General features: G+C 61.9%; 18 protein-coding genes. 8 read left to right on the forward strand and 10 right to left on the reverse strand.

What is annotated here, in order from left to right; translation table 11 throughout:
- Positions 1–499: 499 nt before the first annotated feature.
- Complete coding sequence (locus tag A9J21_RS02085) at positions 500–1,021, reverse strand: hypothetical protein (RefSeq protein WP_066731375.1); 522 nt, start codon at positions 1,019–1,021, stop codon at positions 500–502.
- Between the two features lie 738 nt (positions 1,022–1,759).
- Between A9J21_RS02085 and A9J21_RS02090 the strand changes: the two genes are divergently transcribed.
- Both A9J21_RS02090 and A9J21_RS02095 read left to right on the forward strand, forming a co-directional pair.
- On the forward strand, positions 1,760–3,433 hold the full coding sequence (locus tag A9J21_RS02090) for a site-specific integrase (RefSeq protein WP_066731377.1): 1,674 nt from the start codon (positions 1,760–1,762) through the stop codon (positions 3,431–3,433).
- 565 nt (positions 3,434–3,998) lie between these two features.
- The gene (locus A9J21_RS02095; RefSeq protein ID WP_066731379.1) at positions 3,999–5,663 is read left to right on the forward strand and encodes an ABC-F family ATP-binding cassette domain-containing protein; all 1,665 of its coding nucleotides are present in this window, start codon (positions 3,999–4,001) and stop codon (positions 5,661–5,663) included.
- A 288-nt stretch (positions 5,664–5,951) separates the two neighbouring features.
- Here A9J21_RS02095 and A9J21_RS02100 read toward each other — a convergent pair whose 3' ends face one another.
- From A9J21_RS02100 to A9J21_RS02130, 7 genes are all read right to left on the reverse strand, one after another.
- Positions 5,952–7,229, reverse strand: a complete 1,278-nt coding sequence (locus A9J21_RS02100; protein ID WP_066731381.1) for a type II toxin-antitoxin system HipA family toxin — start codon at positions 7,227–7,229, stop codon at positions 5,952–5,954.
- A complete protein-coding gene (locus A9J21_RS02105; protein WP_231906779.1) occupies positions 7,229–7,534 on the reverse strand; it encodes a helix-turn-helix transcriptional regulator in 306 nt (101 codons plus the stop codon). Before A9J21_RS02105 ends, A9J21_RS02100 begins: the two co-directional genes overlap by 1 nt.
- Before the next feature lie 252 nt (positions 7,535–7,786).
- Positions 7,787–9,091 carry a sensor histidine kinase gene (locus A9J21_RS02110; RefSeq protein ID WP_066731383.1) on the reverse strand — a complete coding sequence of 435 codons (1,305 nt, stop codon included), beginning with the start codon at positions 9,089–9,091 and terminating at the stop codon, positions 7,787–7,789.
- Between the two features lie 24 nt (positions 9,092–9,115).
- Positions 9,116–10,393 (reverse strand): alpha-hydroxyketone-type quorum-sensing autoinducer synthase, encoded by a 1,278-nt coding sequence (gene cqsA, locus A9J21_RS02115; RefSeq protein ID WP_066731385.1) that lies wholly within the window; start codon positions 10,391–10,393, stop codon positions 9,116–9,118.
- A gap of 786 nt (positions 10,394–11,179) precedes the next feature.
- Complete coding sequence (locus A9J21_RS02120) at positions 11,180–11,458, reverse strand: hypothetical protein (protein ID WP_066731387.1); 279 nt, start codon at positions 11,456–11,458, stop codon at positions 11,180–11,182.
- Between the two features lie 91 nt (positions 11,459–11,549).
- Positions 11,550–12,524 carry a cation diffusion facilitator family transporter gene (locus A9J21_RS02125; RefSeq protein WP_066731389.1) on the reverse strand — a complete coding sequence of 325 codons (975 nt, stop codon included), beginning with the start codon at positions 12,522–12,524 and terminating at the stop codon, positions 11,550–11,552.
- A 173-nt stretch (positions 12,525–12,697) separates the two neighbouring features.
- Positions 12,698–13,519 carry an IclR family transcriptional regulator gene (locus A9J21_RS02130; protein ID WP_066731391.1) on the reverse strand — a complete coding sequence of 274 codons (822 nt, stop codon included), beginning with the start codon at positions 13,517–13,519 and terminating at the stop codon, positions 12,698–12,700.
- A gap of 201 nt (positions 13,520–13,720) precedes the next feature.
- On the opposite strand from A9J21_RS02130, the gene A9J21_RS02135 reads away from it, so the two are divergent.
- From A9J21_RS02135 to A9J21_RS02150, 4 genes are all read left to right on the forward strand, one after another.
- Positions 13,721–14,488, forward strand: a complete 768-nt coding sequence (locus tag A9J21_RS02135) for an enoyl-CoA hydratase/isomerase family protein (RefSeq protein WP_066731393.1) — start codon at positions 13,721–13,723, stop codon at positions 14,486–14,488.
- Between the two features lie 10 nt (positions 14,489–14,498).
- Complete coding sequence (locus A9J21_RS02140) at positions 14,499–15,692, forward strand: CaiB/BaiF CoA-transferase family protein (RefSeq protein ID WP_066731401.1); 1,194 nt, start codon at positions 14,499–14,501, stop codon at positions 15,690–15,692.
- A 29-nt stretch (positions 15,693–15,721) separates the two neighbouring features.
- Positions 15,722–16,888: an acyl-CoA dehydrogenase family protein gene (locus A9J21_RS02145; protein ID WP_066731403.1), complete on the forward strand. Its 1,167-nt coding sequence runs from the start codon at positions 15,722–15,724 to the stop codon at positions 16,886–16,888.
- 77 nt (positions 16,889–16,965) lie between these two features.
- Positions 16,966–17,961: a tripartite tricarboxylate transporter substrate binding protein gene (locus A9J21_RS02150; RefSeq protein WP_066731405.1), complete on the forward strand. Its 996-nt coding sequence runs from the start codon at positions 16,966–16,968 to the stop codon at positions 17,959–17,961.
- A gap of 13 nt (positions 17,962–17,974) precedes the next feature.
- Here A9J21_RS02150 and A9J21_RS02155 read toward each other — a convergent pair whose 3' ends face one another.
- On the reverse strand, positions 17,975–18,922 hold the full coding sequence (locus A9J21_RS02155) for a LysR family transcriptional regulator (protein WP_066731471.1): 948 nt from the start codon (positions 18,920–18,922) through the stop codon (positions 17,975–17,977).
- A gap of 162 nt (positions 18,923–19,084) precedes the next feature.
- Here A9J21_RS02155 and A9J21_RS02160 point away from each other — a divergent pair, with 162 nt between their 5' ends.
- Together A9J21_RS02160 and A9J21_RS02165 are read left to right on the forward strand one after the other, a co-directional pair.
- Complete coding sequence (locus A9J21_RS02160) at positions 19,085–20,596, forward strand: CoA-acylating methylmalonate-semialdehyde dehydrogenase (protein WP_156545631.1); 1,512 nt, start codon at positions 19,085–19,087, stop codon at positions 20,594–20,596.
- A gap of 184 nt (positions 20,597–20,780) precedes the next feature.
- Entirely contained in the window at positions 20,781–21,905 is a 1,125-nt protein-coding gene (locus tag A9J21_RS02165) for a hypothetical protein (protein ID WP_231906780.1), read from the forward strand.
- 270 nt (positions 21,906–22,175) lie between these two features.
- On the opposite strand, the gene A9J21_RS02170 is transcribed toward A9J21_RS02165, so the two are convergent.
- Positions 22,176–23,123 carry a tripartite tricarboxylate transporter substrate binding protein gene (locus A9J21_RS02170; RefSeq protein WP_231906785.1) on the reverse strand — a complete coding sequence of 316 codons (948 nt, stop codon included), beginning with the start codon at positions 23,121–23,123 and terminating at the stop codon, positions 22,176–22,178.
- Between the last annotated feature and the right edge of the window lie 78 nt (positions 23,124–23,201).

Below are 23,201 nucleotides of genomic sequence, written 5' to 3' on the forward strand. Positions count from 1 at the left end.
GGCCCCAAGGCCGCCTGCCGCCTGCAAGTAGGCGAGGCGCAAGAGGATAATTTCACTGGAAAACGCGAAGCACTAGTCTCGATCCTCTTTGAGGGCGTTAGCGGAATGCCAGGCTGCTTGAGCTACATCTGCTGCTCGAACGCCTGCCCCAGAGGAACAGGTCCGCGGACGGGCGCTGCGCATCGTCGCGCGCAGTTTGTCGGGCCGAAGTCAGGCGGATGCCTACCTCGAACTGTTTGAGGGACTGCAGGCTCGCGCCCATGTCCTGCAATGCCTTGATGGCTCTGCCACCAACGGCTGTACATCGCTTGGATGTGTATTTTATGGCACGCGTATCGGTACTTGGTTTGCTCGCTGTCGCCCTGCAGTAGCGCCCCACTTCGCCAGCCAAGGCGTCGCAGAATTCGCCCGCTGCAGCCGTGGCGCACGCCGTCCAGACGCCGGCTCCAAAGCCTGACGCCAATGCGGTGGACCCTGGGCGATGGGCGGCCTTCCCTGTTCAATCGAGTGTGCGCGACCCTTGTGGCAGCGGTCCGAGGAACATTCTCCTGAACCGCTCCCGGCCCACCACGCGGATGATCTCTGCGATGACGCAGTACGAGAAAATCAAGGTCAGCAGCAGGATCTGGATGGCCCAGAAGCGGGGCCAGTTCATTTCGACCAGCAGCGTGTGGTTGGCGGCGGCCAGGCTCGGGGCTTCTTTCCAGTATTCGTACAGTCGCTCGAGGTAGTGCACCAACAGCGCCACCAGCGTGTAGATCAGCGTTTTCCAGCCAACATTCCAGATCAGCGGCTTGTCCGGAAACCGGTTGATGAAGGGCATCATGTTCGCAATCAGTACCGCCTTGCCAAGGATCAGCGCCGCCAACAGGATCGACGCCGACGTCTCCAGCTCGATGCCACTGCTGCGGACCATCAATGCTCGAATCACTGCGACGATATGAAGCGCCACCAAAAAGAAAATGGTGGGCGGCAGCATCTCCATAAATTCGTGCTTGAGCGTTGCGATAACGTTGCTCATCCGATGACCTCCTCCGAAACCGCTGCGCCCGACTTGCCGTGCGCCCAGTGGCCGTGCCATGCAGTTCATGCCAAGCGTCGCCCACCAGATTGATACCCCAACGAATACTTCCAGCTACTTCGCGCCGGCGCAAGTGAATGATTCCGTGAACGGTGATTATTTGTTTCGAGCGGAAATCAATATGCGGCGCAATAAGCGCTCACAGTCTTTCCAAGGATCGCGTCGAAACGAGGAGAATAAAAGACGAATTCTGCGGCTCGTTGTTCTAATCTTTCTTAATTCGCGTCCAAATAATAATTCACTTCTAAGTATCTGCCCATGCAGGAATACTGGCAGCAACGTGTTCCTTCGACGCCTCCCAGGCGAGCAATAGAAATGCCCGTTTCGTCACACGCGGCGACTCCGGAGCGATTCATGGGAGCCGGACGGACCGCGTTATGCTCTGCATCCACTTTCAGGAGGGGAACATGACTCGCTCGGTAATCGAAGCTCGCATCGTTGCGATGTTTGGCCATGTCAAGTGTCCGTCTTGTGGCGCGGAACATGGACAGCCATGCCGGTTCGCCAATGATGCTGTCGGGATCCACTATCAGCGTCTAGAGGCGGCTGTCAAACAGTCACATAGAAGGGACTGAAATAATGTGCCCAACCCCTCGGCAACATTCCGAAATGTAGGTACAGAGATAAGAGTTATTATCTCTGTGCTAATGTCTTGGTACGTAACTCGCTCCACACAAAATGCCCCGACGTCTCACTGTTCCCGATGGCCTGCCCGACCCCGCCGCTCTTGCCGCGCTACGCGCCTGGTACGAGGGCGCTTCCTCACGTGAGACGGCCGACCGCTACCTGCGCGATCGGGTTGGCGATGGCCAGTCGGCAAGAGGCATCATCGGGGCGATCCGGCGCCAGCTCGTTCAGTATGCCCGGCAGCGCCAGCGCCCCGACCTGGCGGAAGTCTTCGTGTGCTCCGCCAACGAGCGCGTGGGCTACGCCCGGGCCGCCGCGGCGGCTATCGAGCAACTGCGCGTGACCTCCGTGCCTTCGCCGCAGATCAGCGATGCTGTGGCACAGTGGCTGCCAGCGCGGGCGATACACGCCTTGCAGGCCGCTGGCATCACCACGCTGGCCGACCTGACCGTTCGTATCCCCCGCCGGCGACAGTGGTGGACCGCCGTGCCGGGGCTCGGACCCGCAAGCGCCCGCCAGATCGAGGCATTCTTTGCCGCACACCCGGCGCTTACCGAGCGTGCCCGCGCCTTGATCGTCGCCGACCGACAGTCCATCGTCACGCCGTGGGAACATCTGCGGCTGCCCCGCGAGGTCGACGGCTCCACCGGCGCCTTTCGCGCTCCGCTGTCGACCTGCATTCTGGGTGTGGACAACGATTACGAGGCTATCCAGGCCTGGCTGGCGCTGCACGAATCCCCGGCCACGCAGCGCGCCTATCGCAAGGAAGCCGAACGGCTGATCCTGTGGGCCATCGTCGCGCGAGGGAAGGCCCTCTCATCCCTGACGACCAAGGATGCGACCGACTATCGGGCATTTTTACGCAGGCCCACGCCGCGCGAGCGTTGGGTCGGCCCCCCGCGGCCACGCACGTCGCCAGACTGGCGCCCGTTTGTCGACAACCTCTCGGCGCGTTCGGTGGCCCATGCGCTGGCCGTGCTCAGCGCGCTGTTCCGCTGGCTGGTGGAACAACGCTATGTGCTTGCCAACCCCTTTGCGGGTATCAAGGTGCGCGGCAGCCAGCGTGCCATGGCCGTGGAAACCACCCACGCCTTCACCGAAGGAGAATGGCTGCTGGTGCGCACCATCGCCAACGGCCTCGAGTGGTCGTACGGCTGGCAAGCCGCGGCCGCACAGCGGCTTCGCTTCCTGCTGGATTTCGGATATGCGACGGGACTGCGGATCAGCGAAATGGCCAATGCCGCGCTGCGTCACCTCGACGTCGACGCCGTGGGCGATCACTGGCTGCACCTGGTCGGCAAAGGTGGCAAGCCCGCTAGGGTCACATTGACACCCTTGGCGCGGGCAGCGCTGGAACGCTACATGCTGGAGCGCAGGCTCCCTGTCAGCCGCACTCGCTGGAACCCCGCTACGCCCTTAATCGGTAGCCTGGGGGGTGGCGAAACCGGCATCACGCCCCTACGCCTGTGGGAAGTCATGCGCCGATTCTTCAGGCTCGCAGCGGACATCATCGAAGGCGATCATCCAGCGTTGGCAGAGAAGCTCCGACGGTCGACACCACACTGGATGCGGCACACCCACGCGACCCACGCGCTGGCGAAGGGTGTCGAACTGAGCGCTGTGCGCGACAACCTGCGCCACGCCTCAATTTCGACCACGTCCATCTACTTGCATACCGATGATGTCAAGCGGGCCCGGCAGTTCGGCCAGGCATTCGCCGCCTGAATCTCTTTTACAACAATGGGATAAGAGGGTGCCGTGCGTACTGAACGCGAGGAGATGGGAGCGTTGGCCGCACTGAGTGCGCATCCTGGAGCCCAGCAGCCGCTACTGACGGACTATCTCACGCAACGCGACGTCATTGGTCCGACGGCCCGAAATGCGCCAGATTTTGCACCGGAAGGACGGCAACCGGGAAATTTGCCACCGCGCAATGTATTGATCTATAAGAAGAATTCAGACCAAACCGCCAGATTTTGCACGGAAAGTACGATAACCCCCTTGCCAGGACTGGCATGCTGGTGGCTTTCCGTCTATCCGAGACCGGAGGCCGCCATGCCAATGCCCGAGTCCATCACGAACTCGACCGATTCAAGGTGATTCAGGCCGTGGTCGAACAAAGAGACAAGTCGGCGCGTACCTTCTTCAGGCCGCGCCAGGCTGTTTCGGGCCCCGGAAAATCGCCATCTCAGGGAATTGCACGCCATCCTTTTCTCGTGCCCGCTCCGCGGCAAGCCGACTCTCCCTCTGCGGTCGGCTATCATGCTCGTCCTATCTGAAGTAGCTCCCTATGATTTCCATCCGCAATGTCACGCTGCGTCGCGGTGTGAATGTCGTTCTCGACCGCGCATCCGTAACCTTCAACCCCGGTGAAAAAATTGGCCTTGTCGGCCGCAATGGCGCCGGAAAGTCGTCCTTCTTCGCCCTTCTTAACGGCACGCTGCACGAAGACAGCGGCGAATTCTCGATTCCCGCTGCATGGAAGATGGGCCAGGTCGCTCAGGAAATGCCGGAGACCGAGCAGAGCGCGACTGACTTTGTCGTCGAAGGGGACACGGCGTTGCTGGATGCCCAGGCCGAAGTGGCCGCCGCAGAGGCCAGTGACGACGGCATGCGCATGGCCCACGCCTACATGGCACTGCACGACGCAGGCGCACACGACGCCCCGGCACGCGCCCAGGCGCTGATCCTGGGGCTCGGCTTCAGTGCAGCGCAGCTTACCCAGCCGGTCAACAGTTTCTCCGGTGGCTGGCGCATGCGGCTGCAGCTGGCACGCGCGCTGATGTGTCCGTCCGATCTGCTGCTGCTCGACGAGCCGACCAACCACCTGGACCTCGACGCGCTGGTATGGCTGGAAGCCTGGCTCAAGCGTTACCAGGGCACGCTTGTCGTGATCAGCCACGACCGCGAATTCCTCGACGCGGTGACGCAGGTGACGGTGCACGTCGACAACGCCAAGCTCGTGCGTTATGGCGGCAACTACAGCAAGTTCGAAGACATGCGCGCCGAGCAACTCGTATTGCAGCAGGCCGCGATGGCCAGGCAGGCAGAAAAAATCGCCCACCTGCAGTCGTTCATCGACCGCTTCAAGGCCAAGGCCTCCAAGGCGAAACAGGCGCAGAGCCGGGTCAAGGCGCTCGAACGCATGGAGAAGATCGCACCGGTGCTCGCCGACGCGGAGTTCAGCTTCGAATTCAAGGAGCCGCTCAACATCCCGAACCCGCTGTTGTCGATGCTGGACGCCAGCTTTGGCTACCCGGCACCGGCCGACGCATTGCCGGGCACACCGCCCACGGTCATCGTCCGGGGCATCAACCGATCTGTGCTGGCCGGGCAGCGCATCGGCATTCTCGGCGCCAACGGCCAGGGCAAGTCCACGCTGGTGAAGACGGTGGCCCATTCGCTGGCGCCGATTGCCGGCGAGATCAGCGAGGGCAAGGGCCTGAACATCGGCTACTTCGCACAGCAGGAGCTCGACGTGCTGCGCCCGCTCGATACGCCGATGGAGCACATGATCCGCCTCGCGAAGGATACGCCGCCGCATATGCGCGCCCCCGGCCAGAGTGGAACGGAGCAATCGCTTCGCACTTTCCTCGGCACCTTCAACTTCAGTGGCGACATGGTCCATCAGGCAGTCAGCACGATGAGCGGCGGCGAAAAGGCGCGGCTAGTGTTGTGCATGATCGTGTGGCAACGCCCTAACCTGCTGCTGCTTGACGAGCCGACCAACCACCTTGACCTGGCCACCCGCGAAGCGCTCGGGATGGCGCTCAACGAGTTCGAAGGCACCGTGATGTTGGTCAGCCATGACCGGGCCCTGCTGCGCGCCGTGTGTGACGAGTTCTGGCTGGTCACCAAGGGCGGCGTCGAGCCGTTCGACGGGGATCTGGACGATTACCAGCAATTCCTGCGCGACGAAGCCCGTCGCATGCGCGAGGAGGCGGTCGCCGGCTAGTGCCGGAGCCCGGACCCCGGAAGCCTCAGGGCTCCGGGGCTCTGGGGCTCTGGTGCCCTCGCGCGCCGTTGGTCCTCGTCGAACACCCCAATCCCGCGCTAAAAACTGCAGCTATGAAGATAAGCCTTCTTATCACAATAGTATTGGTTGTTGCACAAACTGCGCCGTGAGAATGTCTGGCTCAGTTGTTATCCGGGAGCAAGGTTAGCGCTGGACACGGCGACTGAGCGGCGGGCCGGATGCGCGCCGCCTTTATGACTCGGATCAGCCGGGAGACGGGGCGCGAGGTCAGAGATTGCCTTGAACCCACTCACTAAACGAAAAAGCCACACGAGCGTCTGCAATCAGACGGTCGAGCATGCCGACGTCCGTGACGATTGGCCGGGCTGCATCTCTTAGCATCGGCTCCCAGCGGCCTGCGATCAAACTGGCTGTCACTTGAATCCACTCCCTCGCCACCTCGGCGCTCACGCCGAAATGGCTGGCGGCAGCAATCAGCTGCCCCACACCAGTTCGAGCGGAGCCGTCCGCGCCGGTGGCCATGGAAAGGATGGGTCCGTCGGCAGGCGGTTGCGGGCCAACGGACATGACAGGCGTGATATCAAACGCTGGCGCCAGACGCCAACCGCGCTGGGCATTGCCTTCATGCAGCAGGCCGTGGTTGAGGGGATGATCGTCGGTATTGCCGACCAATGCGTTGAATGCCATGCGCCGCCACAATTCGGCGAGCTGGAGGCTTAGGTCCTCGCGCCCCCTGCACCAGACCCGCAAGGCGTCGCCAAAGTTCAGATACGAGCGGCGTGGATCGCCCCGGACAGCGTCCAGCGGCAGTCTGAGCGCCGTGTGAGCGCTTGCGAAAAGGCGGCGCTGCGGCCGATAGGGATCTCCCGTGCGGTCGAATCGCTCGACGAGCAAGACCTGATGTGAGCCGAATGTGTGCAGCACCACGGGGGCGACATCGAGCCCCGCCAAATTCGCCAGGGTCATGGTCACGAACTCGCGAGCAGGCATGGCAACCCGGTCGCCTCGGTCCTGCATCTTTGCCAGCCATAGACGGCCCGCGTGTACGAGTGTCGCCTTGGGTCGCTCGCCCCCGGCGCTGGTATCGAGATCGTCGTTCAGACGCCGTAGCGCCCGGCTGGCAGGCGCGATGTCATCCAAGGCCTCTGCGAGCGGCTTGAGATCATCCAGTTCCTTCGGGATCCAGGCGAGCTTGCGCTCGATGTCCGAGCAGACCTCCAGCGCCCCCACCCCATCCGGCACGCCGCGTTCGAGCAGTTCGAGTGGGCTAAGGTCCGTGCCAGCGTGGGCGTTCAGCCTGTCCGCTCCATAGCCAGCGGGCTTGGCGTCCCTGATGACGCCCGGAAGACCGTCTGCCGCAGATACGGCAATTCCACGCGCACTGCGCACGAGACGGAGCTGAACCGGATCGAGAGGGATGGCCTCCGGGTGATCCAGATACTCTTTGCGGTAGTTGAACCTGGCGGTGCGCTCCACCGCGAGCTCGGCAATATGCGAGGGGGAATCGTGGCCGGGGAGCCAGGCCCAGACGGGTACGGTCGGCATCAGCGTCCGCCGACTTGCCGTTCGGCAAAGTTCACGGTTTCGGGGTCCAGCCGCGGATCGAGCAATCCCTCCATCTGTTCAAGCAACTGCAGACCTTGCAACACTTTGAGAAAGTTGCCGATGGAAACGCCGTCGCTACCGTCTTCCAGAGCCCTCAGCGTCGAGGGGGATACATCCGAGAGCGCGGCGAGCTGCTCCTGAGTCATCTCCCGCAGTTTCCGGGCAATGATCAGGCGCTGGCCGAGGCGCTCAAGACAGCCTTTGACCAGAATGGGAGTGTGTTTTGGAGGGCGACGTGGCGGCATGTACCAAAACTAGGGGTGATTCGCCATAATGTCAACAAAAAAGGCGGATAAATCCTGATCTTTATGGCGTGCCGGCGGTTGGAACGCCAGCGTTCACCAAACCTTTTGTCACCCCAATGCGCTTATGGCATCACATCAATGCATGCGATCCGCCACGCAGCGTCGATATCCCGCTTCTGCGCGGGCTACAGCGGCCACCGTCCGCCGATAGCAAAATAGCCATCGTCCGTCAGGCTCGGGGTGCTGCCGGCATCAAGCCTTATGCCTGGGGAACTGAAGCTCAAATTCCGTGAACTCGTGCTCCACGGATCGGCAGGAAATCGACGCGCCCCAACTGCCCAGGACGTCCCTGCAAAAGGCCAGGCCGATACCAGTTCCCCGGTGCGCGGGATAGGAAAAGAACGGCTGGAACATGCGCGCCAGTACGTGCGCCGGGACACCTGGCCCGGTATCCCGGAACAGGACATAAACATCGCTGCCCTGCATCTCGCACCGAATCAGAATCTTGCCCTTGCCCGCCCGTTTGATTGCCTCGAGCGCATTCTTGGTCAGATTGGTGATTACCAATTCGAACAGTTGGGCGTTACCCAGCACGTGCAGGGGTGCCGACGCGTGGATCGTGACCATATCCTGATGCGCAGGTTCGAACGGAAACCGGTCGATACTCTCGCGAACAGCGTGCACCAGGTCGAACACCTCCTGCTTGGCCGCCTTCGGGTCCTTGGAGTTTGCCACCAGCAAATCGATGCTGCTGCTGACATGCGCGAGATCGGCCTGCAAGCGGCCAATGGCCTGCAAAAGCCCCTCACGATGCGCTGCCTGCGGGTCCAGCGCCGCCGGCAACCTGCTTTTGAGTCCCGCTGCGGTCATCGTCAGACTCATCAGGGGCGTGCGCAGTTCGTGTGCGACCGTTGCCAGGGCCACCGCCATCCCCCGCCGCTTTTCTTCGACCAGCAACTGGCGATCCAGCTTGATCACGACTAGCACGGCAATGACGAACGCAATGATCGGCAGTTGCAAAAGCAACGGCTGCCAGGGAATGCCTGCGATGGAGTGACCAGCCACCACAAACAATGCAAATGCGCCGGCCGCTCCCGAGAGCAAGGCAATCGTCGCGAACGCCGAACTGAAGTGGTACAGGACCACCACGGCGATGATGACCGACTCTGCCCAGACCAGAGAACCATTGTTCTCCAGATAGAAGAAGATGAAAGCGAACGGCATCCCGACGGTGATGGCAAATAGCGCATAGGTCGGGAGCCATCGCTTGTGCGACAGCGCGGATGCGAACAACAGCGGCACGAACAGCGCGGTGCAAATCAGCCGGAGCCACAGGTTCTCGTAAGCCTGCGGGAAGACATAGGACCAGATGACGTAGTAGAGCGGATGGCCGATAACCCCGAGCGCGCCCACCATCTGGATGCGACGCAGGCGCACGACGGTTTCCTCGTCGAGCAACGTGGTCCTGGAGGCCGTCTCAAATACGGCACGCCGGGCATCCTTGACGAGTCGAACCCACAACGATTCGCCTCCTGTTTGCTCTTGCGTGGCTTCCATCTCGAGCTTCTGACTCCTGGAAGATTACGGCGCTGTGCTGCCTGGTGAACGGGTATGGCCGCGGTGCGCGCGGCGCGTTGATGACCACTCCGCCAGGCTGACCTCGTCCCGAATCTTCGCGAGAACGTCGATCAGCCGGTCAATGTCGGAGGGGTTGAGTTTCGCATGCAGTGTAAGGCGCATCAATGCCCTATTCTTGGGGGTAGCAGGCGAGCAGAAAACGGCACCGAAGATGCCATGCCGTTGCAATGCGTTGCGCAGAACCATGACCTGCGGTTCCGTGCCTGCCTCCAGCCCGATAATCTGCTCGCTGCCGTCGCTGATGTTGTAGCCCAGTTCGGTGATTGCCGCCCGGGTCGTCCGGGTGATGGCATGCAGGCGCTCCCTGCGATCATCTGCGCGCGCGATGAAATCCGTCGCGGCGTCGAACCAGGCAATTTCATGGCGCAGGAGCCCCGAACTGAAAATCGCCGGACGCGCCTCTACCGCAAAGAAATCCTTGAATCGGGTCGAACAGGCCACGAACCCCGCTCGGCCTGCGAAGGCCTTGGCCAGCGATGCCGTCCGGAAGTGTACGCGCTCGGAGAGCCCTAGCGCGGGAACGAGTCCGCCACCTGCCGGCCCGTGCGTGCCCAGGGAATGTGACTCATCAACCACCAACACGCTGCCCGTCGCTTCCGCCATCTGGACGTACGCTTCCAGGGGCGCCACGCTGCCAGTGGTGCTGTAGACGGAATCCACCATGATGACGCCCGGCCCGAGACGCTCGATCTGGCGTGCGGCATGGGCGAAGTCGTTGTGGCGCACCGGCACCGCCTGTGCCCCCGCCGCACTGATGCCTTCCCACAGCGAGGCATGACCGTTCATATCGATATAGACCGGCACCCCTGGCCCTGCAATACACTGCACCAATCCGACGTTGGCCGCCCATCCTGACTGGGCGATCAGGCCATCTTCGGCCTGCATCAGATTGGCGAGTTTTCGTTCGACTTGCTGTTGCGGCGTGTCGCCGTGCCGGAAGACCGAAGACATCAGCAACTCCGGCGCCTCGTCCAGTAGCGCCCGCGCCTGCGTCTGCACCAGCGCCGATTCTCCCAGCAGGCATAGATAATCATTACTGCTCAGGTGCAAGGCGTCTGGCCCCGGGACGCGACCGTGCAGCAGATGATCGCCTCCCCAGAGCTTTTCCATTCTGTCGACGAAATGGGTAGCCATTCGATCCGAGATCCACGCTGGTAACGGCGCAGACTGAATGCGACTGACAGATTTTGTCGGTTGGGAATGAAGATTGGGGGGCGACATCGGTTTTCCTCCAGAGAAATGAGCGCCAAAATCAAAAAAGGGAAGAATTCGAAAACTTCAGGACTGCTGCGGGACGCCGCCTGGATGGCACGGCTGGGGCGCTGGCAAGCGTAGGCTAAGGCTAATCCAAAGCCTGCCGATGACGCCAAGAACGCGCCCACCCATGCTTTGCCCCGACTGCATCGGCATGCTGCCATCCTCGGTTGTCGTTCTGGGGACGGCATGGCATTGCATGACAGTTTGAGTCATCTATTTGGCGCGAATGGCGAACGTCCGCGCCATTGCCAAAGACCCTTGGACCACCGCGTCGAGCAAGAGAAAGTCATGCCAGCTCCCATCGTGGGGCAACATGACAAAACCTGTTAGTGGATATATGGGCGGGCAGTTTTCTGGCGGTTAATTGCTTTTTATCAGCTACGACGTCATTGTCTGTGCCGAGTTGGGGCTGTTCTGAGTGCTGGGCCGTTTGACGGGAATGTCGGGCCTCGTAATAAGTGCCTGTTTTTGCTGGGTTTCTAATTGAAACGCCAACTGCCGCTCATTAATTGTTGCTTTTAAGGCACTTTTAGATAGAGGCCAGGGCGTTAACGATGTGCGTCGGTGCGGGATAACGCCACCATCCAGAAGCGTGAACCATTTGGCCGATGGGCAAATCGTGGGCCGTTCATTACCCTTGGCTTGGGCGTCGCAATTGGAATTCTCCTTGCGCGCCCGCCCAGAACTGCTACCGGCCCGCCCTGCCCCACAGTGGCGGGTTCTTTTTTGGCTTATGGGCGCCAAGGGCATTCAAAAATCGCCCGTGTCCAGAATAATGCGGCCATCATTCGGCATTCCGCTTCGCCGGGCAGCCACGTTTCGTATCCGTTGCCAGCCCTCCAGGAACGCCTCATGTAGCGCCGCATCGCGCTGGTCCCCGCCGAGCCCGGCAACATCAAGCTTGAAATGGTCTTCCAACGCCTGGCGCGTCACCAGGAACGCCTGGCTGGTGCCTGCAATCAAATAGTCAAACTGAACGCCAACATCGTCGTCGATGTCGGCCACCTTGGGTCCGATAGGGTAGACCATCACTGTGCTCCGAAACGTTGTTTCGTCGGCACTAGGATACACGCGAAGACCACACGCATTGTGCTGCTTTCACCGGGCGCATTGCCTCACGCTATGACGCGTCTTTTACCTGATGTGTGATCATCGCCAGGAGCCTGGTTTCAATATAGATTCGCTTGACCGTTGGGTGCGAGTCCCTGATGGCATGTTCGGCGCGCTCCACGGCGTCCGCGATATCGTGCGAATCCGTATCCTTTTCGAACTCCACATCCAACGTAACGAGGACTTCGTCCGGACCGAGATACATCGTGAGGGGCCGCCCGGCCCGCACGATGCCGTGTTCGTTTTCGACCAGTCGCCGGATGTCCTGTGCCATCTCCCTGTCGACGCTTTCGCCCACCAGAAGGCTCCGGCTCTCTCGCACGAGAAATATGGCCACGCCCGCAAGCAACACGCCAATCAATACCGAGGCCAACCCGTCGAGCATCGGCATTTCCCATTGATGGCTTGCGTACACACCGCCCGCGGCGATAACCAGGCCCCCTAGCGCAGCAGCATCCTCCGCAAGGACCGTGATCGTCGTCGGGTCCTTGGTGGCATGCAACGCCGTCCAGAAAGGCATATCCCCTTTGCTCCGGTGGAACTCCCGCAATGCAATCAGGAAACTGCCGCCTTCAAATACCGTCGCCATTGCAAGCACGATGTAGTTCCAATGCGGATCCATCATTGGCGCAGGGTTGCGCATGTGGACGACGCCCTCATATACCGAGATCCCGCCGCCGGCGCCGAAGATAAGCACGGCCACAATCAGGCTCCAGAAATACAGTTCTTTCCCGTACCCGAAAGGATGCTCGGCATCGGCCGGACGACGGCTTCGCGCCAATCCGACCAGTAGCAATATCTCGTTGCCACAATCGACCGTCGAATGAATCGCCTCGGAGACCATCGCCGAGCTTCCCGTCACAGCAGCCGCGGCAAACTTCGTCAGTGCGATCGCCAGATTGGCGGCTATTGCGCCATATATCGCAACTGGCCTGTCGGGTTTGGAAGACTTTTCCTCTCTCGAAGCATTGCTGTCTTTTTGCATGGCGCTTCTGGGCTCGGCAAAGCGGGGCCCTTCCTGTCAACGACGGAGCGATGGAGAAGCGTACGAGGGCGTTCCTCTCCACTTCCCGCTCTTCATTAAATGACAGACAAGCAAGCAAGAAACATGACAGACGCATAGCCGCCTCATCGATGTCGCCGTCTCCGGAGCATCCACTACGCCCCATCGTCCCTGATGCCGCAGGCCGCACGGATCTTCGCGATGAGGTCGAGCAACAGCGGCGCGTACCGCGCTACATCGCGGCGTTTCTCGCTTGGCTTGTGTGGGAAGCTGATATTGAGGCCATACCACTGATGGTCCGGACCGCGGAACGCGGCACCCACCGCGGTCAGATGGCCGGGCTGGTAATTGGCAGTGCAGTAGCCAAGTTTCTGTGCCTGCTGGATGCCACGAAGCAGCGCCTTGTTCACGGCCGGCCAGCTGTCTCCTGCCTTACGTTCGATACGCGCCAGAAACTCGGCACGCACCGCTGGCGTTTCGGCCGCCAGCCAGGCCATGCCAATCGATGCCTGCTCCATGGGAATGCGCGTGCCAACCGTTACGCGCCGCGTGCGCGAAACGCTGTCGCTACTACAACGCACCGCTGCCAGGTAAACCATCGCCGCCTGATCCGGCACGGCAATGCCGACGTTGACCTTTTCCGCTTCGGCAATCCTGCGCATGAGCGGTAACGCGATCTCGGGCACCTCGACAGCATGGTAGAACGCGTCGGCCAAGCTAACCACCACGGCGGCAAGGCGATAGGCACGCTCAGTCGTGTCATAACGCAGAAACCCCGCGTCCACCAGCGAGCGCGTCAGACGGCTCACCGTCGGGCGAGGCAGCCCGGTGCGTGCAGCCAGCTCGGCATTGGTCAGGCTCGACGATCCGATGCGAAATGCACGAAGCAGCGTCAGGCCTCGCTCCAGCGACTGACTGCCTTCGGTCTGGCGCGTGAAGCATCCCGTACTGTGCGTCAATTCGCGGCTGGATGGCATGGCGTCATGGTCGTCAGCGACCAAAGTCGGACGTGAACGCGGCGATGCGCCAGATCGGGAGGTGGCCATTGCAGGATACGGCGCGACAGGGGATGGTCTTGCTGCGCCGCACATAATTTCATTAATCGAAATTGCAGTGTAGCGCGACGGCGCGGGCCAGCGAATACTGATTGCGTTCATCACGCCCCGGAATGTCCCGACATGACCCTCGCTACCTCTGTCATTACCACGACCCGCGACGCGCACGTCGCGCTGATCGAGATCTGCCGCCCGCCTCACAACTTCGTCGATGTGGACGTCATGCGGCAGCTTTCGGAAATATTGCTGGAACTCGATAGGGATGACAGTTGCCGCGCGGTGGCGCTGACTTCCGGAGTCGGCACGTTCTGCGCGGGCGCCGACTTCAGCGGCGGCGGCACCGTTTCACGTGACCCGTCGGCGTTCTATGTGCAAGCGATGAAGCTGTACCGCAATCGCAAACCGATTGTCGCAGCCGTCGAAGGGCCCGCCATTGGCGCTGGCCTGGGCCTCGCGCTGGTTGCCGACTTCCGCATCACGTGCTCCGAGGCCCGCTTCAGCGCCAACTTCAATCGCCTGGGCTTTCACCCCGGATTCGGCATGAGCGTCACGCTGCCGCGCCTGATAGGCCATCAACAGGCTGCCCGCCTGTTCTACACGGGTATCCGCATCGGTGGCGAGGAAGCCGTACGCATTGGCCTGGCCGATGAATTGGTGGCAAAGGACGAGGTGAGATCTCGCGCGCTGGCCCTGGCGCACGAGATCGCCACGTCGGCGCCACTAGCCGTAGAAAGTACGCGTGAGACGTTGCGGCTGGGTCTGGCAGACCGCGTTGCCGAGGCCAACCAGCGCGAACTGGCCATCCAGCGCCAGCAGTTTGCCTCCGACGATTTCCGTGAGGGCGTTGCTGCGATGGCCGAGCGCCGCACACCTGTGTTTCACCGCCGCTGAGGAGAGGACGATGCAAACACCGAAGCCAGCCTGCACCGGCCCTCTCGATGGCATCCGCGTACTAGACCTCACGTCAGTCGTCCTCGGGCCACTCGCCACGCAATCGCTTGCCGACCTGGGCGCGGACGTCATCAAGATCGAAGGGCCCGAAGGGGACCTGATGCGCGCCAATGGCGTTTCGCGCAATCCGGGCATGAGTTCGATCTATCTGGCGCTGAACCGCAACAAGCGCTCGGTCGTGCTGGACCTGAAGACCGAAGCCGGTGCGACGGCGCTGCGGCAACTGATCGCCGGCGCCGACGTATTCATCCACAACATGCGCGTGGCGGCCATTGAGCGCCTGGGTTTCGGCCATGCCGCCGTGGCAGCGCTGAATCCACGCATCGTCTACTGTGTGGCCACAGGTTTTGGCCAGGACGGCCCACACCGGGACAAGCCGGCATTCGACGACATCATCCAGGCCGCGTGCGGTCTCGTGTCCCTGGGCGCCGCCGCTGGCAGCCGGCCCGAGTACGTGCCGAGCCTGATTGCAGACAAGACCACCGGCATTGTATTGGCCAATGCCGTATTGGCCGCCCTGCTGCATCGCGAGCGCCATGGCGAGGGGCAGGCCGTTGAAGTGCCGATGCTCGAAACGATGGCAAGCTTCGTGATGGCCGAACATCTTGCCGGGCTGACGTTCGATCCCGCTACGGGACGTGCCGGCTATGCGCGATTGCTCGAAGGCGGCCGGCGCCCCGCGCAAACGGCCGACGGCTGGATCTGCGCGCTGCCCTATACGGATCGGCACTGGAAAGCGTTCTTCCGCGCCGTGGACCGCGAGGATCTCGCCGAGAAGTACAACATCGCCAGCCGCGCCGAGCGCAACGCCCACATTCGCGCGCTGTACCAGCACTTTGGCGAGATCACGCCCGGACGCACTACGGCGCAGTGGATGGCGTTGTTCGAAGCGCTCGATATACCCGCCACCCCCATCTATACCCCCGACGATCTGCCATCGCACCCACATCTGGAAGCAGTAGGACTCTTCCAGCCTACCGTGCACCCCACCGAGGGACCGCTGCGGGAAATGCGTCCTACCGCGCGATTCTCGGCCACACCGCTGGCCCTGCGCCGCCACGCGCCGTTGCTGGGTGAGCACACCGAGGAGGTACTGCGTGAGGCCGGAATCGCGACTGTCGACGGCGGCGCGACCAGCGCCTGATACCACCAACACATCACGAGGAGACACGCATGCATTTCGCACTCGATGAAGAACACCAGATGCTCAAGGATCTGGTGGCGCGCTTCGTCCGCGAACAACTGATTCCGCTCGAGCCGGCCGTGCTTGCGCGAGAGGCCGAGGGCGGCCAGCTCACCCTGGCACAGGAGGATCAGGACAGGCTGGACGGCATGTCGCGCGAACTTGGGCTATGGGGCCTGGATGCGCCCACGGAAATGGGGGGTGCAGACCTGCCGGTGGTGGCGATGGTCGGCGTCAACGAGGAACTGGGCAAGACCATCACACCTTACGACCTGCCGCCCGATTCGCCAAACCTGCGCATGCTGCTGAAGACTGCGGATGCTGCACAACGCGCGCGGTATCTGGAGCCGTATGCACGCGGCGAGACCGTTTCCGCCATCGCCATCTCGGAGCCTGGCGCCGGCGGGGATCCCGCCATGATGACCACCCGCGCCGAGCGCGATGGCGACGACTGGGTACTTGATGGCCGCAAGATATGGATCAGCCGCGCCGCGCGTGCTGACTGGACCATCGTAATGGCTGTCACCGACAAGACGCGTGGCGCCCGTGGCGGCATCTCCGCCTTCCTCGTCGACCGGGACACCCCAGGATTCAAGGTAGAGCGGCGTATCCCGATGATCGGCGGCGCTTCTACTTACGAGGTGGTGCTGGAAGATTGCCGGATTCCCCACTCGCAACTGCTGGGCGTGGAAGGCCAGGGTTTTGCGCCGATGCAGACGCGCCTGTCCAGCCGCCGGGTGCAGATGGCGGCCTGGTGCATCGGCCGGGCCCAGCGCGCGCTCGATATGTTGTGCGAGTACGCCCCACAACGCCGTACCTTCGGCGCACCGCTGGCAGACCGGCAAGCCATCCAATGGTGGGTGGCCGACGCCGCCACCCGCATCCACGCATGCCGCTTGATGACCTACGAAGCGGCAGCCCGCATCGACCGTGGCGACGAGGCACGCACGCAAGTCTCCATGATCAAGGTGTTCGCGACAGAAATGGCATGGGACGTGATCGACCACGCGATGCAGGCATTCGGTGCGATGGGCATGACGAAGGAGATGCCGCTTCAGCAGATGGCCAACGAAACCCGTCTGATGCGCATCTACGAGGGCCCATCTGAAGTGCATCGCTGGGTCATTGCCCGCGAACTCCTGGGACTCAAGCGCTAGCGCGCCCTCTGCTCCGGCACCCCTCTGACCTACCCGTACCGGCGGGACACACCGCCGGACATCCGACAGGAGACAACATGACAACTACCCTCAGTCCTTCGCGGCGGCGCTTCACACTGATGGCCGGCGCCGCATGCGCCGCGGGTCTGGCTGGACTTCCTCTGCCCACCAGGGCCCAGGCATTTCCCAACCGGCCAATCCGCTTCATCGTCCCATTTCCGTCCGGCAGCGGGACGGATATGACCGCCCGCATCTTTGCCAAGAAGATCGGCGACCTGACGGGCCAGGGCGTTGTGGTGGAAAACAAACCCGGCGGTAACGGATTTATCGGGGTGCAGACGCTGCTTGGCGCACCGGCCGATGGCTACACGGTATTTATCGGCAGCAATTCCACGCTCTCCACCAATGCCGCCACCTTCCGCAAGCTGCCCTACGATCCCCTGACCGACTTTACGCCGATCACACTGTTGTCGCGTGGGCCTTGCCTGATTATCGTGCCGGCCAATTCCCCGTATCGAACGCTTGGGGAATTGGTGGCGGATGCCCACAAGCGACCCGGCGCGCTCAACTATGGCACGGGCTCGGTCTCGTACACGTTGTATAGCGAGTGGCTGAACGAATTGAGCCACATGAAGACGACGGGTGTGCCATACAAGGGTGCGGGCGATGCCATCAATGGCGTGCTGGCTGCCAATGTCGACTTTGCGGTCGTGGACGCCAGCGGTGCCATCGAACTCGTGAAATCCGGCAAGCTGCGCGCATTGGCCTTCACTGCGCCCCAGCGTTCGCCCTTGCTGCCCAATGTACCGAATGCCAGCGAGGCCGGCGTACCGGATTTCCTGGCCTACAACTGGGTGGCGGCGGCCGTATCTGCCAAAACGCCCGCGCCCGTCGCGCAGCGACTCGGCGAGTTATTCGCCCAGGCTGCCGGATCCGCCGAGGTCAAGGACTATTACCAGCGGCAGTCCACATCGCTGATTGTTTCCACTCCGGCTGAACTGCACAACTATCAAAAGGAGGAAATCGCCAGGTGGAAGCGGCTGGCGGCGCTTGCCAAGATCGAGTTGCTGTAAGGTCTCCCATCCACTAGTCTGGTTTTCGCGGTGCAAACCCCTCCGCGTACGCCTCTCGCAAGAACTCAACAAAAACCTGCGACACGCGGGACGCGTGTGCCGCGTAGGGCCGAATGGCATACAGCCATTCGCCGAATGCCCCGGTGGATCGCCATTCGGGCAAGACTTCCACCAGGCGGCCGCTCTGAAGCGCAGACTGGGCGGTGAAATCGGGGAGCAGTGCGATGCCCAGGCCTGCGGTCGCGGCGTCGCGCAACGCCTCGCTATTGTTGACGGCCAGCGGCCCCGAAACCGGGACGGTGACGGGGTCAGCGGCCTTGGTATCTGTGGAAACAAAGGTCCATGTCGTCGCCCCTTGCGCTCGGGGGTAATGCAGACACGCATGCTCTGCAAGCTGGATTGGTGATTCCGGCACCCCATTGGCCCGAAGATATGCGCGGCTGGCCGCAAGCACCGTACGCGTGGATGCCAGCGTCCATGCGACATGGGTCTCCGGAGGCGCGGCGGTGTGTCGGACGGCAAGATCGAAGCCTTCCTGGGCGAGCGGCCTGATTCTGTCGGACATATCCAGCTCAACCTGTATGTCCGGATACCGCCGCAGAAAGGCCGGCAGTTGCGGAACGAGTTGCTGGCGAGCAAACGCAACCGGTGCGGTGACGCGCAGTCGCCCCCTGGGTGCGCCGGCCAAATCCCGGACATTCGCGAAGCTCGTCGCAATCTGGTCGAACGCACCCCGCATCGAATCGACCAGTTCGCGCCCCGCCGCCGTCAGCGTCGCACTTCTTGTCGTGCGCTGGACAAGCATCACACCGGCGGCCTTTTCCAGCGCCGAAACATGCTGGCTCATGGACGCCTTGCTGACACCCAGCCGTGCAGCCGCCTTGCTGAAACTGCCTTGCTGATCCAGCACGACAAGCCAGTGAAGATGCTCCCAAAGCGCTTCGACGTTTCCCTGCCGCATGCTGCAGCCCTCCTCTCCCAGACCCACTTTTTCGTATCTGTGACATGATACCAGTGCAAAAACGTGAACAATATGTTTGAAAATGCATGGCTACCTCGTCCGGGAAGGCGTTCATATACTGCGTTCACCGCATAGACGCACAACGAACAGGAGATGCCCGTGATCGCGCCTTTCAACGATTCCACCGAAGTCATCCATTACATCTCTGGTGAGCAATACAGTGGCTCCGGCACGCGTTCCCAGGACGTGTTCAATCCGGCCACCGGTGCGATCGCGCGTCAGGTTCGCCTGGGCACCGTGGAAGATGTGGCCACTGCTGTGGCAAGCGCCAAGGCCGCGTTCCCGCAATGGGCGGATACGCCGCCGATCCGGCGTGCGCGCGTCATGCTGAAGTTTCTCGAATTGATGAACCAGCATAAGGACGAACTGGCGGCGATCATTACTGCCGAACACGGCAAGGTCCTGAGCGACGCAGCCGGCGAGGTCAGCCGCGGCATCGACATCATCGAATTTGCGTGCGGAATTCCCCAACTGCTCAAGGGCGATTTCACAGACCAGGTCTCCACGGGCATGGATAACTGGACGCTGCGCCAGCCGCTGGGCGTGGTCGCAGGCATTACCCCCTTCAACTTCCCGTGCATGGTGCCGTGCTGGATGTTCCCGGTAGCCATTGCCGCCGGGAACTGCTTCGTCCTGAAGCCCAGCGAGCGCGATCCGTCAGCTTCGCTGTTCATGGCAAAGCTGCTCAAGCAGGCCGGTTTGCCTGACGGGGTCTTCAACGTCATTCAGGGCGACAAGACCGTTGTCGATGCCCTGCTGCACCACGATGACGTCAAGGCGGTGAGCTTCGTTGGCTCAACCCCTATCGCCAACTACATCTACGAGACAGGCGCAAGGCTGGGCAAGCGCGTCCAGGCGCTCGGCGGCGCCAAGAACCATATGGTCATCATGCCGGACGCGGATATCGACCAGGCCGTGGACGGACTGATCGGTGCGGCCTATGGCTCGGCCGGCGAGCGTTGCATGGCCATCTCGGTGGCGGTTCTGGTTGGCGATGTCGCCGACAAGATCATCCCGAAGCTGCAGGCACGCGCCCTCGAACTCGTTATCAGGAACGGCATGGAAGCCGATGCGGAGATGGGCCCGGTTGTCACCAGGCAAGCCCTGGAACGCATCGAGAATTACATTGCCATCGGTGTCGAGGAAGGTGCGAAGCTGCTGGTCGACGGGCGGAACTACAAGGTTCCCGGGCACGAGCAAGGTTTCTTTACCGGGGGAACGTTGTTCGATAACGTGACCCCGGAAATGCGGATCTACAAGGAAGAAATCTTCGGCCCCGTCCTGGCCTGCGTGCGTGTCGAAGACTTTGCCCAGGCGGTGAAGCTGGTCAACGACCATGAGTTCGGCAACGGCGTGGCGTGCTATACCCGCGATGGTCAAGTCGCCCGCGAGTTCTCCCGCCGGATCGAAGTGGGCATGGTCGGCATCAACGTGCCCATCCCAGTGCCGATGGCATGGCACGGCTTCGGCGGCTGGAAGCGTTCGCTGTTTGGCGACATGCACGCCTATGGCGAAGAAGGGGTGCGCTTCTACACCCGGCAGAAGAGCGTCATGCAGCGCTGGCCCAATGACACCGCTCGCGGCCCGGAATTCGCCATGCCGACGGCCAAGTAAGAACACACGGCCCGCCGGAATTTTGAGCCTCAAACGGCACAAAAAGTGATGCGCGGGGCCGGGTTTCTCCTCCGGCCCGAGACTGTTTTCCTTGCCCCTTGCGCCTTTGCCCCCTTGGACGCGATAAGGTTGCAGAAATCATTTGATTTCAATGCGGGCGTTGCAGCCGGTTCGGCAAACAGTCATGACATCACGAATTCTGGGCTACCTCATTTTTGTCATTGCCTGCATGGCGGGCAGCGCCCCTGCGGCCGAGTTCGGCAGCAAGGGCGGCCCGGCTCCTGCGAATATCGATGAGGTCTCTGCCGTCCTTCACCAAGACCCGATTGACCTGGAGTTACTGATCAGCTTCGGGACATCCAAGGGCGGATCGGCAGGTCACATTGCCCTGGCGGTGCGAGGCGATACGTCATCCGAAGATGACACCGTGTATTCCGCGAACTTCTACGCAGATCGCACCGTCGAACACGCGACGCGCTTCGATACCTCAGATCTGATCCTGGCGATTCCCAAACGAGAATACCTGTTCGGGACCACCTCGTCCTTGTCAGAGGCGACCGTATTCGGCCTGGATTATGGCGAAATCTACAAGCGGTCGGTCATCGGAGTGCGCGTCTTCGGCGTCCCGGCTCAGGAAAGGCAATCGCTGGTTGCCTTCTTTCAGCGCGTCAACGCCGACTACCACCGGCGCGCGACTGATGCCGATTACCACCGGGGCGAAATCAAGTACGACTATTTCCGCCTGAATTGCGCAAAAGCGATCGGCGCGGCTTTCAAGTACGGCGCCGGCTACCAGGACCTCAAGGTCAAGAGCCCACGTGCGCTCCGGGGAAGGCGGGTAGTGGCGGCCGCTACCGCCAATATCCCGACCGAGATGGCAATGAAGCTGATGTCTGCGTGGAACGAACGTGGGTATCGCATGGATGTCGTCCTCTATAAAAAGTACGTCGGTTCCTCCTATGTGGAGCCCCGCGAGGATCCAAAGATCGCCTTCAAGGACTTGCCGGATCGATTTCCTTCTGTGCTCTCCCTGGATTTCCGCAGGGAGCAAGGAGCCTACCGCGATTTCGATAATCTCTACGCCATGTACCTGCTCTATAACCTCGGGCGCTATAGCGTGCGCGTGGATGCCCCCGCGCAATTGCTTGAGATCGAGAAAGACAAGGAACCCATGGACTATCCTGCTGCCGCCCGGTTCGCCAAGGACAGCGCCAAATCGGACAGCCAGAACTTTCGCCGGCACACGTTGTTCCAGCCGCTTGGCAAAAGCATCGGCGAGGCGCCAGACAATACCCATCTGTACCATTAGCGCTTGTAAATGGGCGGGCGCCAGGGTCGCGCGTTGCCAGCAGCGGCAGGAATGTCGTTAGCAGTGCGCCCTCAGGCACCCGCTGCATCAGACTATTTGTGCAACCGGGCTCGATAAGGCTGCCCGGGATCCACTAAGATTGCGATCCGCTCTCCAACGCATCGCAACTTCCGTCATGGCCCGTCTCAATTTTGCGGCTGCATTTCCGGCGGTGAACTGGGTCGGCTGACCGCGAACGTCTGGTCCTTGTTCACATGCATCGACGGTCTGCTATTCGACCTTGATATTGGCGGTTTTCACCACCTCGCCGTACCTCTTCAGATCGGCCTGAATCTGCTTGCCAAACGCTTCTGGGGTGTTGCCCACAGGCACAATGCCCAGCGTGGCGAGCCGCTCACGCGTATCGGGCTGGTTGACCACCGCATTCAACTCCTTCGACAGGCGATCGACGATTTCCCTGGGCGTCCTGGCAGGCGCCAGCAGTCCCACCCAGGAATCGCTGACCAGCCCGGGAGCGCCCGATTCCTCCAGAGTCGGCACGTCGGGCAGTGCCGGCACCCGGTTGGCACCGGACACCGCAATGGCGGTCGCCTTGCCCGACTTCACGTATTGCTGCGCGCCTGCCACGGCGGTGTACAGCACCGGCAGCGTGCCGCCCACCAGATCGCCCATCGCCTGCCCGCCGCCCTTGTAAGGAACGTGGACCATTTTCAGCCCCGTACGGGCCTTGAGCAGTTCGCCAGCCAGGTGCGGCGTGCTGCCGGTGCCTGCGCTGCCATAGGACAGGCCGTCGGGGCGGGTCTGGGAATAGGCCACCAGTTCCTTCAGGTTCTTCGCCGGCACCGACGGGTGCGTAATCAGGATCAGCGCCGCATCGCCGATCTTTCCCACCGGCACGAAGTCTTTCACGGTGTCGAAAGGCACTTTCGGAAAGACGTGAGGGTTGATCACCATCGTGCCGTCAAACCCGAGCAGCAGCGTGTATCCATCAGGAGCCGACTGCGCCACCATCGCCGTGCCGATGTTGCCCGAGGCGCCCGGCTTGTTGTCGACGACGATCTGCTGCCCAAGACGCTGGCTGAGCTTGTCGGCGATGACCCGGGCGCTTGTATCCGAGACGCCACCGGGCGCAAACGGTACGACCAGGCGTATCGGCCGCGACGGGTAATCCTGCGCGAAGGCGCCCGTGCCAAACGCAGCCGGTGTAACGAAAGCCATGGCGCCCAGCGCCCGGATCAGGGTACGGCGTTGCATATTGTCTCCTCCTGCCTGCGACAGCAAGTATTGGCGTTATCG

The sequence above is a fragment of the Cupriavidus sp. D384 genome, from assembly GCF_001652915.1.
Taxonomy (GTDB): Bacteria; Pseudomonadota; Gammaproteobacteria; order Burkholderiales; family Burkholderiaceae; genus Cupriavidus.

Bases quoted from the DNA above. Each gene is read 5' to 3' on its own strand.
- A9J21_RS02085 (WP_066731375.1), bottom strand. From the start codon at position 1,021: ATGAGCAACGTTATCGCAACGCTCAAGCACGAATTTATGGAGATGCTG.
- A9J21_RS02090 (WP_066731377.1), top strand. From the start codon at position 1,760: ATGCCCCGACGTCTCACTGTTCCCGATGGCCTGCCCGACCCCGCCGCT.
- A9J21_RS02095 (WP_066731379.1), top strand. From the start codon at position 3,999: ATGATTTCCATCCGCAATGTCACGCTGCGTCGCGGTGTGAATGTCGTT.
- A9J21_RS02100 (WP_066731381.1), bottom strand. From the start codon at position 7,229: ATGCCGACCGTACCCGTCTGGGCCTGGCTCCCCGGCCACGATTCCCCC.
- A9J21_RS02105 (WP_231906779.1), bottom strand. From the start codon at position 7,534: ATGCCGCCACGTCGCCCTCCAAAACACACTCCCATTCTGGTCAAAGGC.
- A9J21_RS02110 (WP_066731383.1), bottom strand. From the start codon at position 9,091: ATGGAAGCCACGCAAGAGCAAACAGGAGGCGAATCGTTGTGGGTTCGA.
- cqsA (WP_066731385.1), bottom strand. From the start codon at position 10,393: ATGTCGCCCCCCAATCTTCATTCCCAACCGACAAAATCTGTCAGTCGC.
- A9J21_RS02120 (WP_066731387.1), bottom strand. From the start codon at position 11,458: ATGGTCTACCCTATCGGACCCAAGGTGGCCGACATCGACGACGATGTT.
- A9J21_RS02125 (WP_066731389.1), bottom strand. From the start codon at position 12,524: ATGCAAAAAGACAGCAATGCTTCGAGAGAGGAAAAGTCTTCCAAACCC.
- A9J21_RS02130 (WP_066731391.1), bottom strand. From the start codon at position 13,519: ATGCCATCCAGCCGCGAATTGACGCACAGTACGGGATGCTTCACGCGC.
- A9J21_RS02135 (WP_066731393.1), top strand. From the start codon at position 13,721: ATGACCCTCGCTACCTCTGTCATTACCACGACCCGCGACGCGCACGTC.
- A9J21_RS02140 (WP_066731401.1), top strand. From the start codon at position 14,499: ATGCAAACACCGAAGCCAGCCTGCACCGGCCCTCTCGATGGCATCCGC.
- A9J21_RS02145 (WP_066731403.1), top strand. From the start codon at position 15,722: ATGCATTTCGCACTCGATGAAGAACACCAGATGCTCAAGGATCTGGTG.
- A9J21_RS02150 (WP_066731405.1), top strand. From the start codon at position 16,966: ATGACAACTACCCTCAGTCCTTCGCGGCGGCGCTTCACACTGATGGCC.
- A9J21_RS02155 (WP_066731471.1), bottom strand. From the start codon at position 18,922: ATGCGGCAGGGAAACGTCGAAGCGCTTTGGGAGCATCTTCACTGGCTT.
- A9J21_RS02165 (WP_231906780.1), top strand. From the start codon at position 20,781: ATGACATCACGAATTCTGGGCTACCTCATTTTTGTCATTGCCTGCATG.
- A9J21_RS02170 (WP_231906785.1), bottom strand. From the start codon at position 23,123: ATGGCTTTCGTTACACCGGCTGCGTTTGGCACGGGCGCCTTCGCGCAG.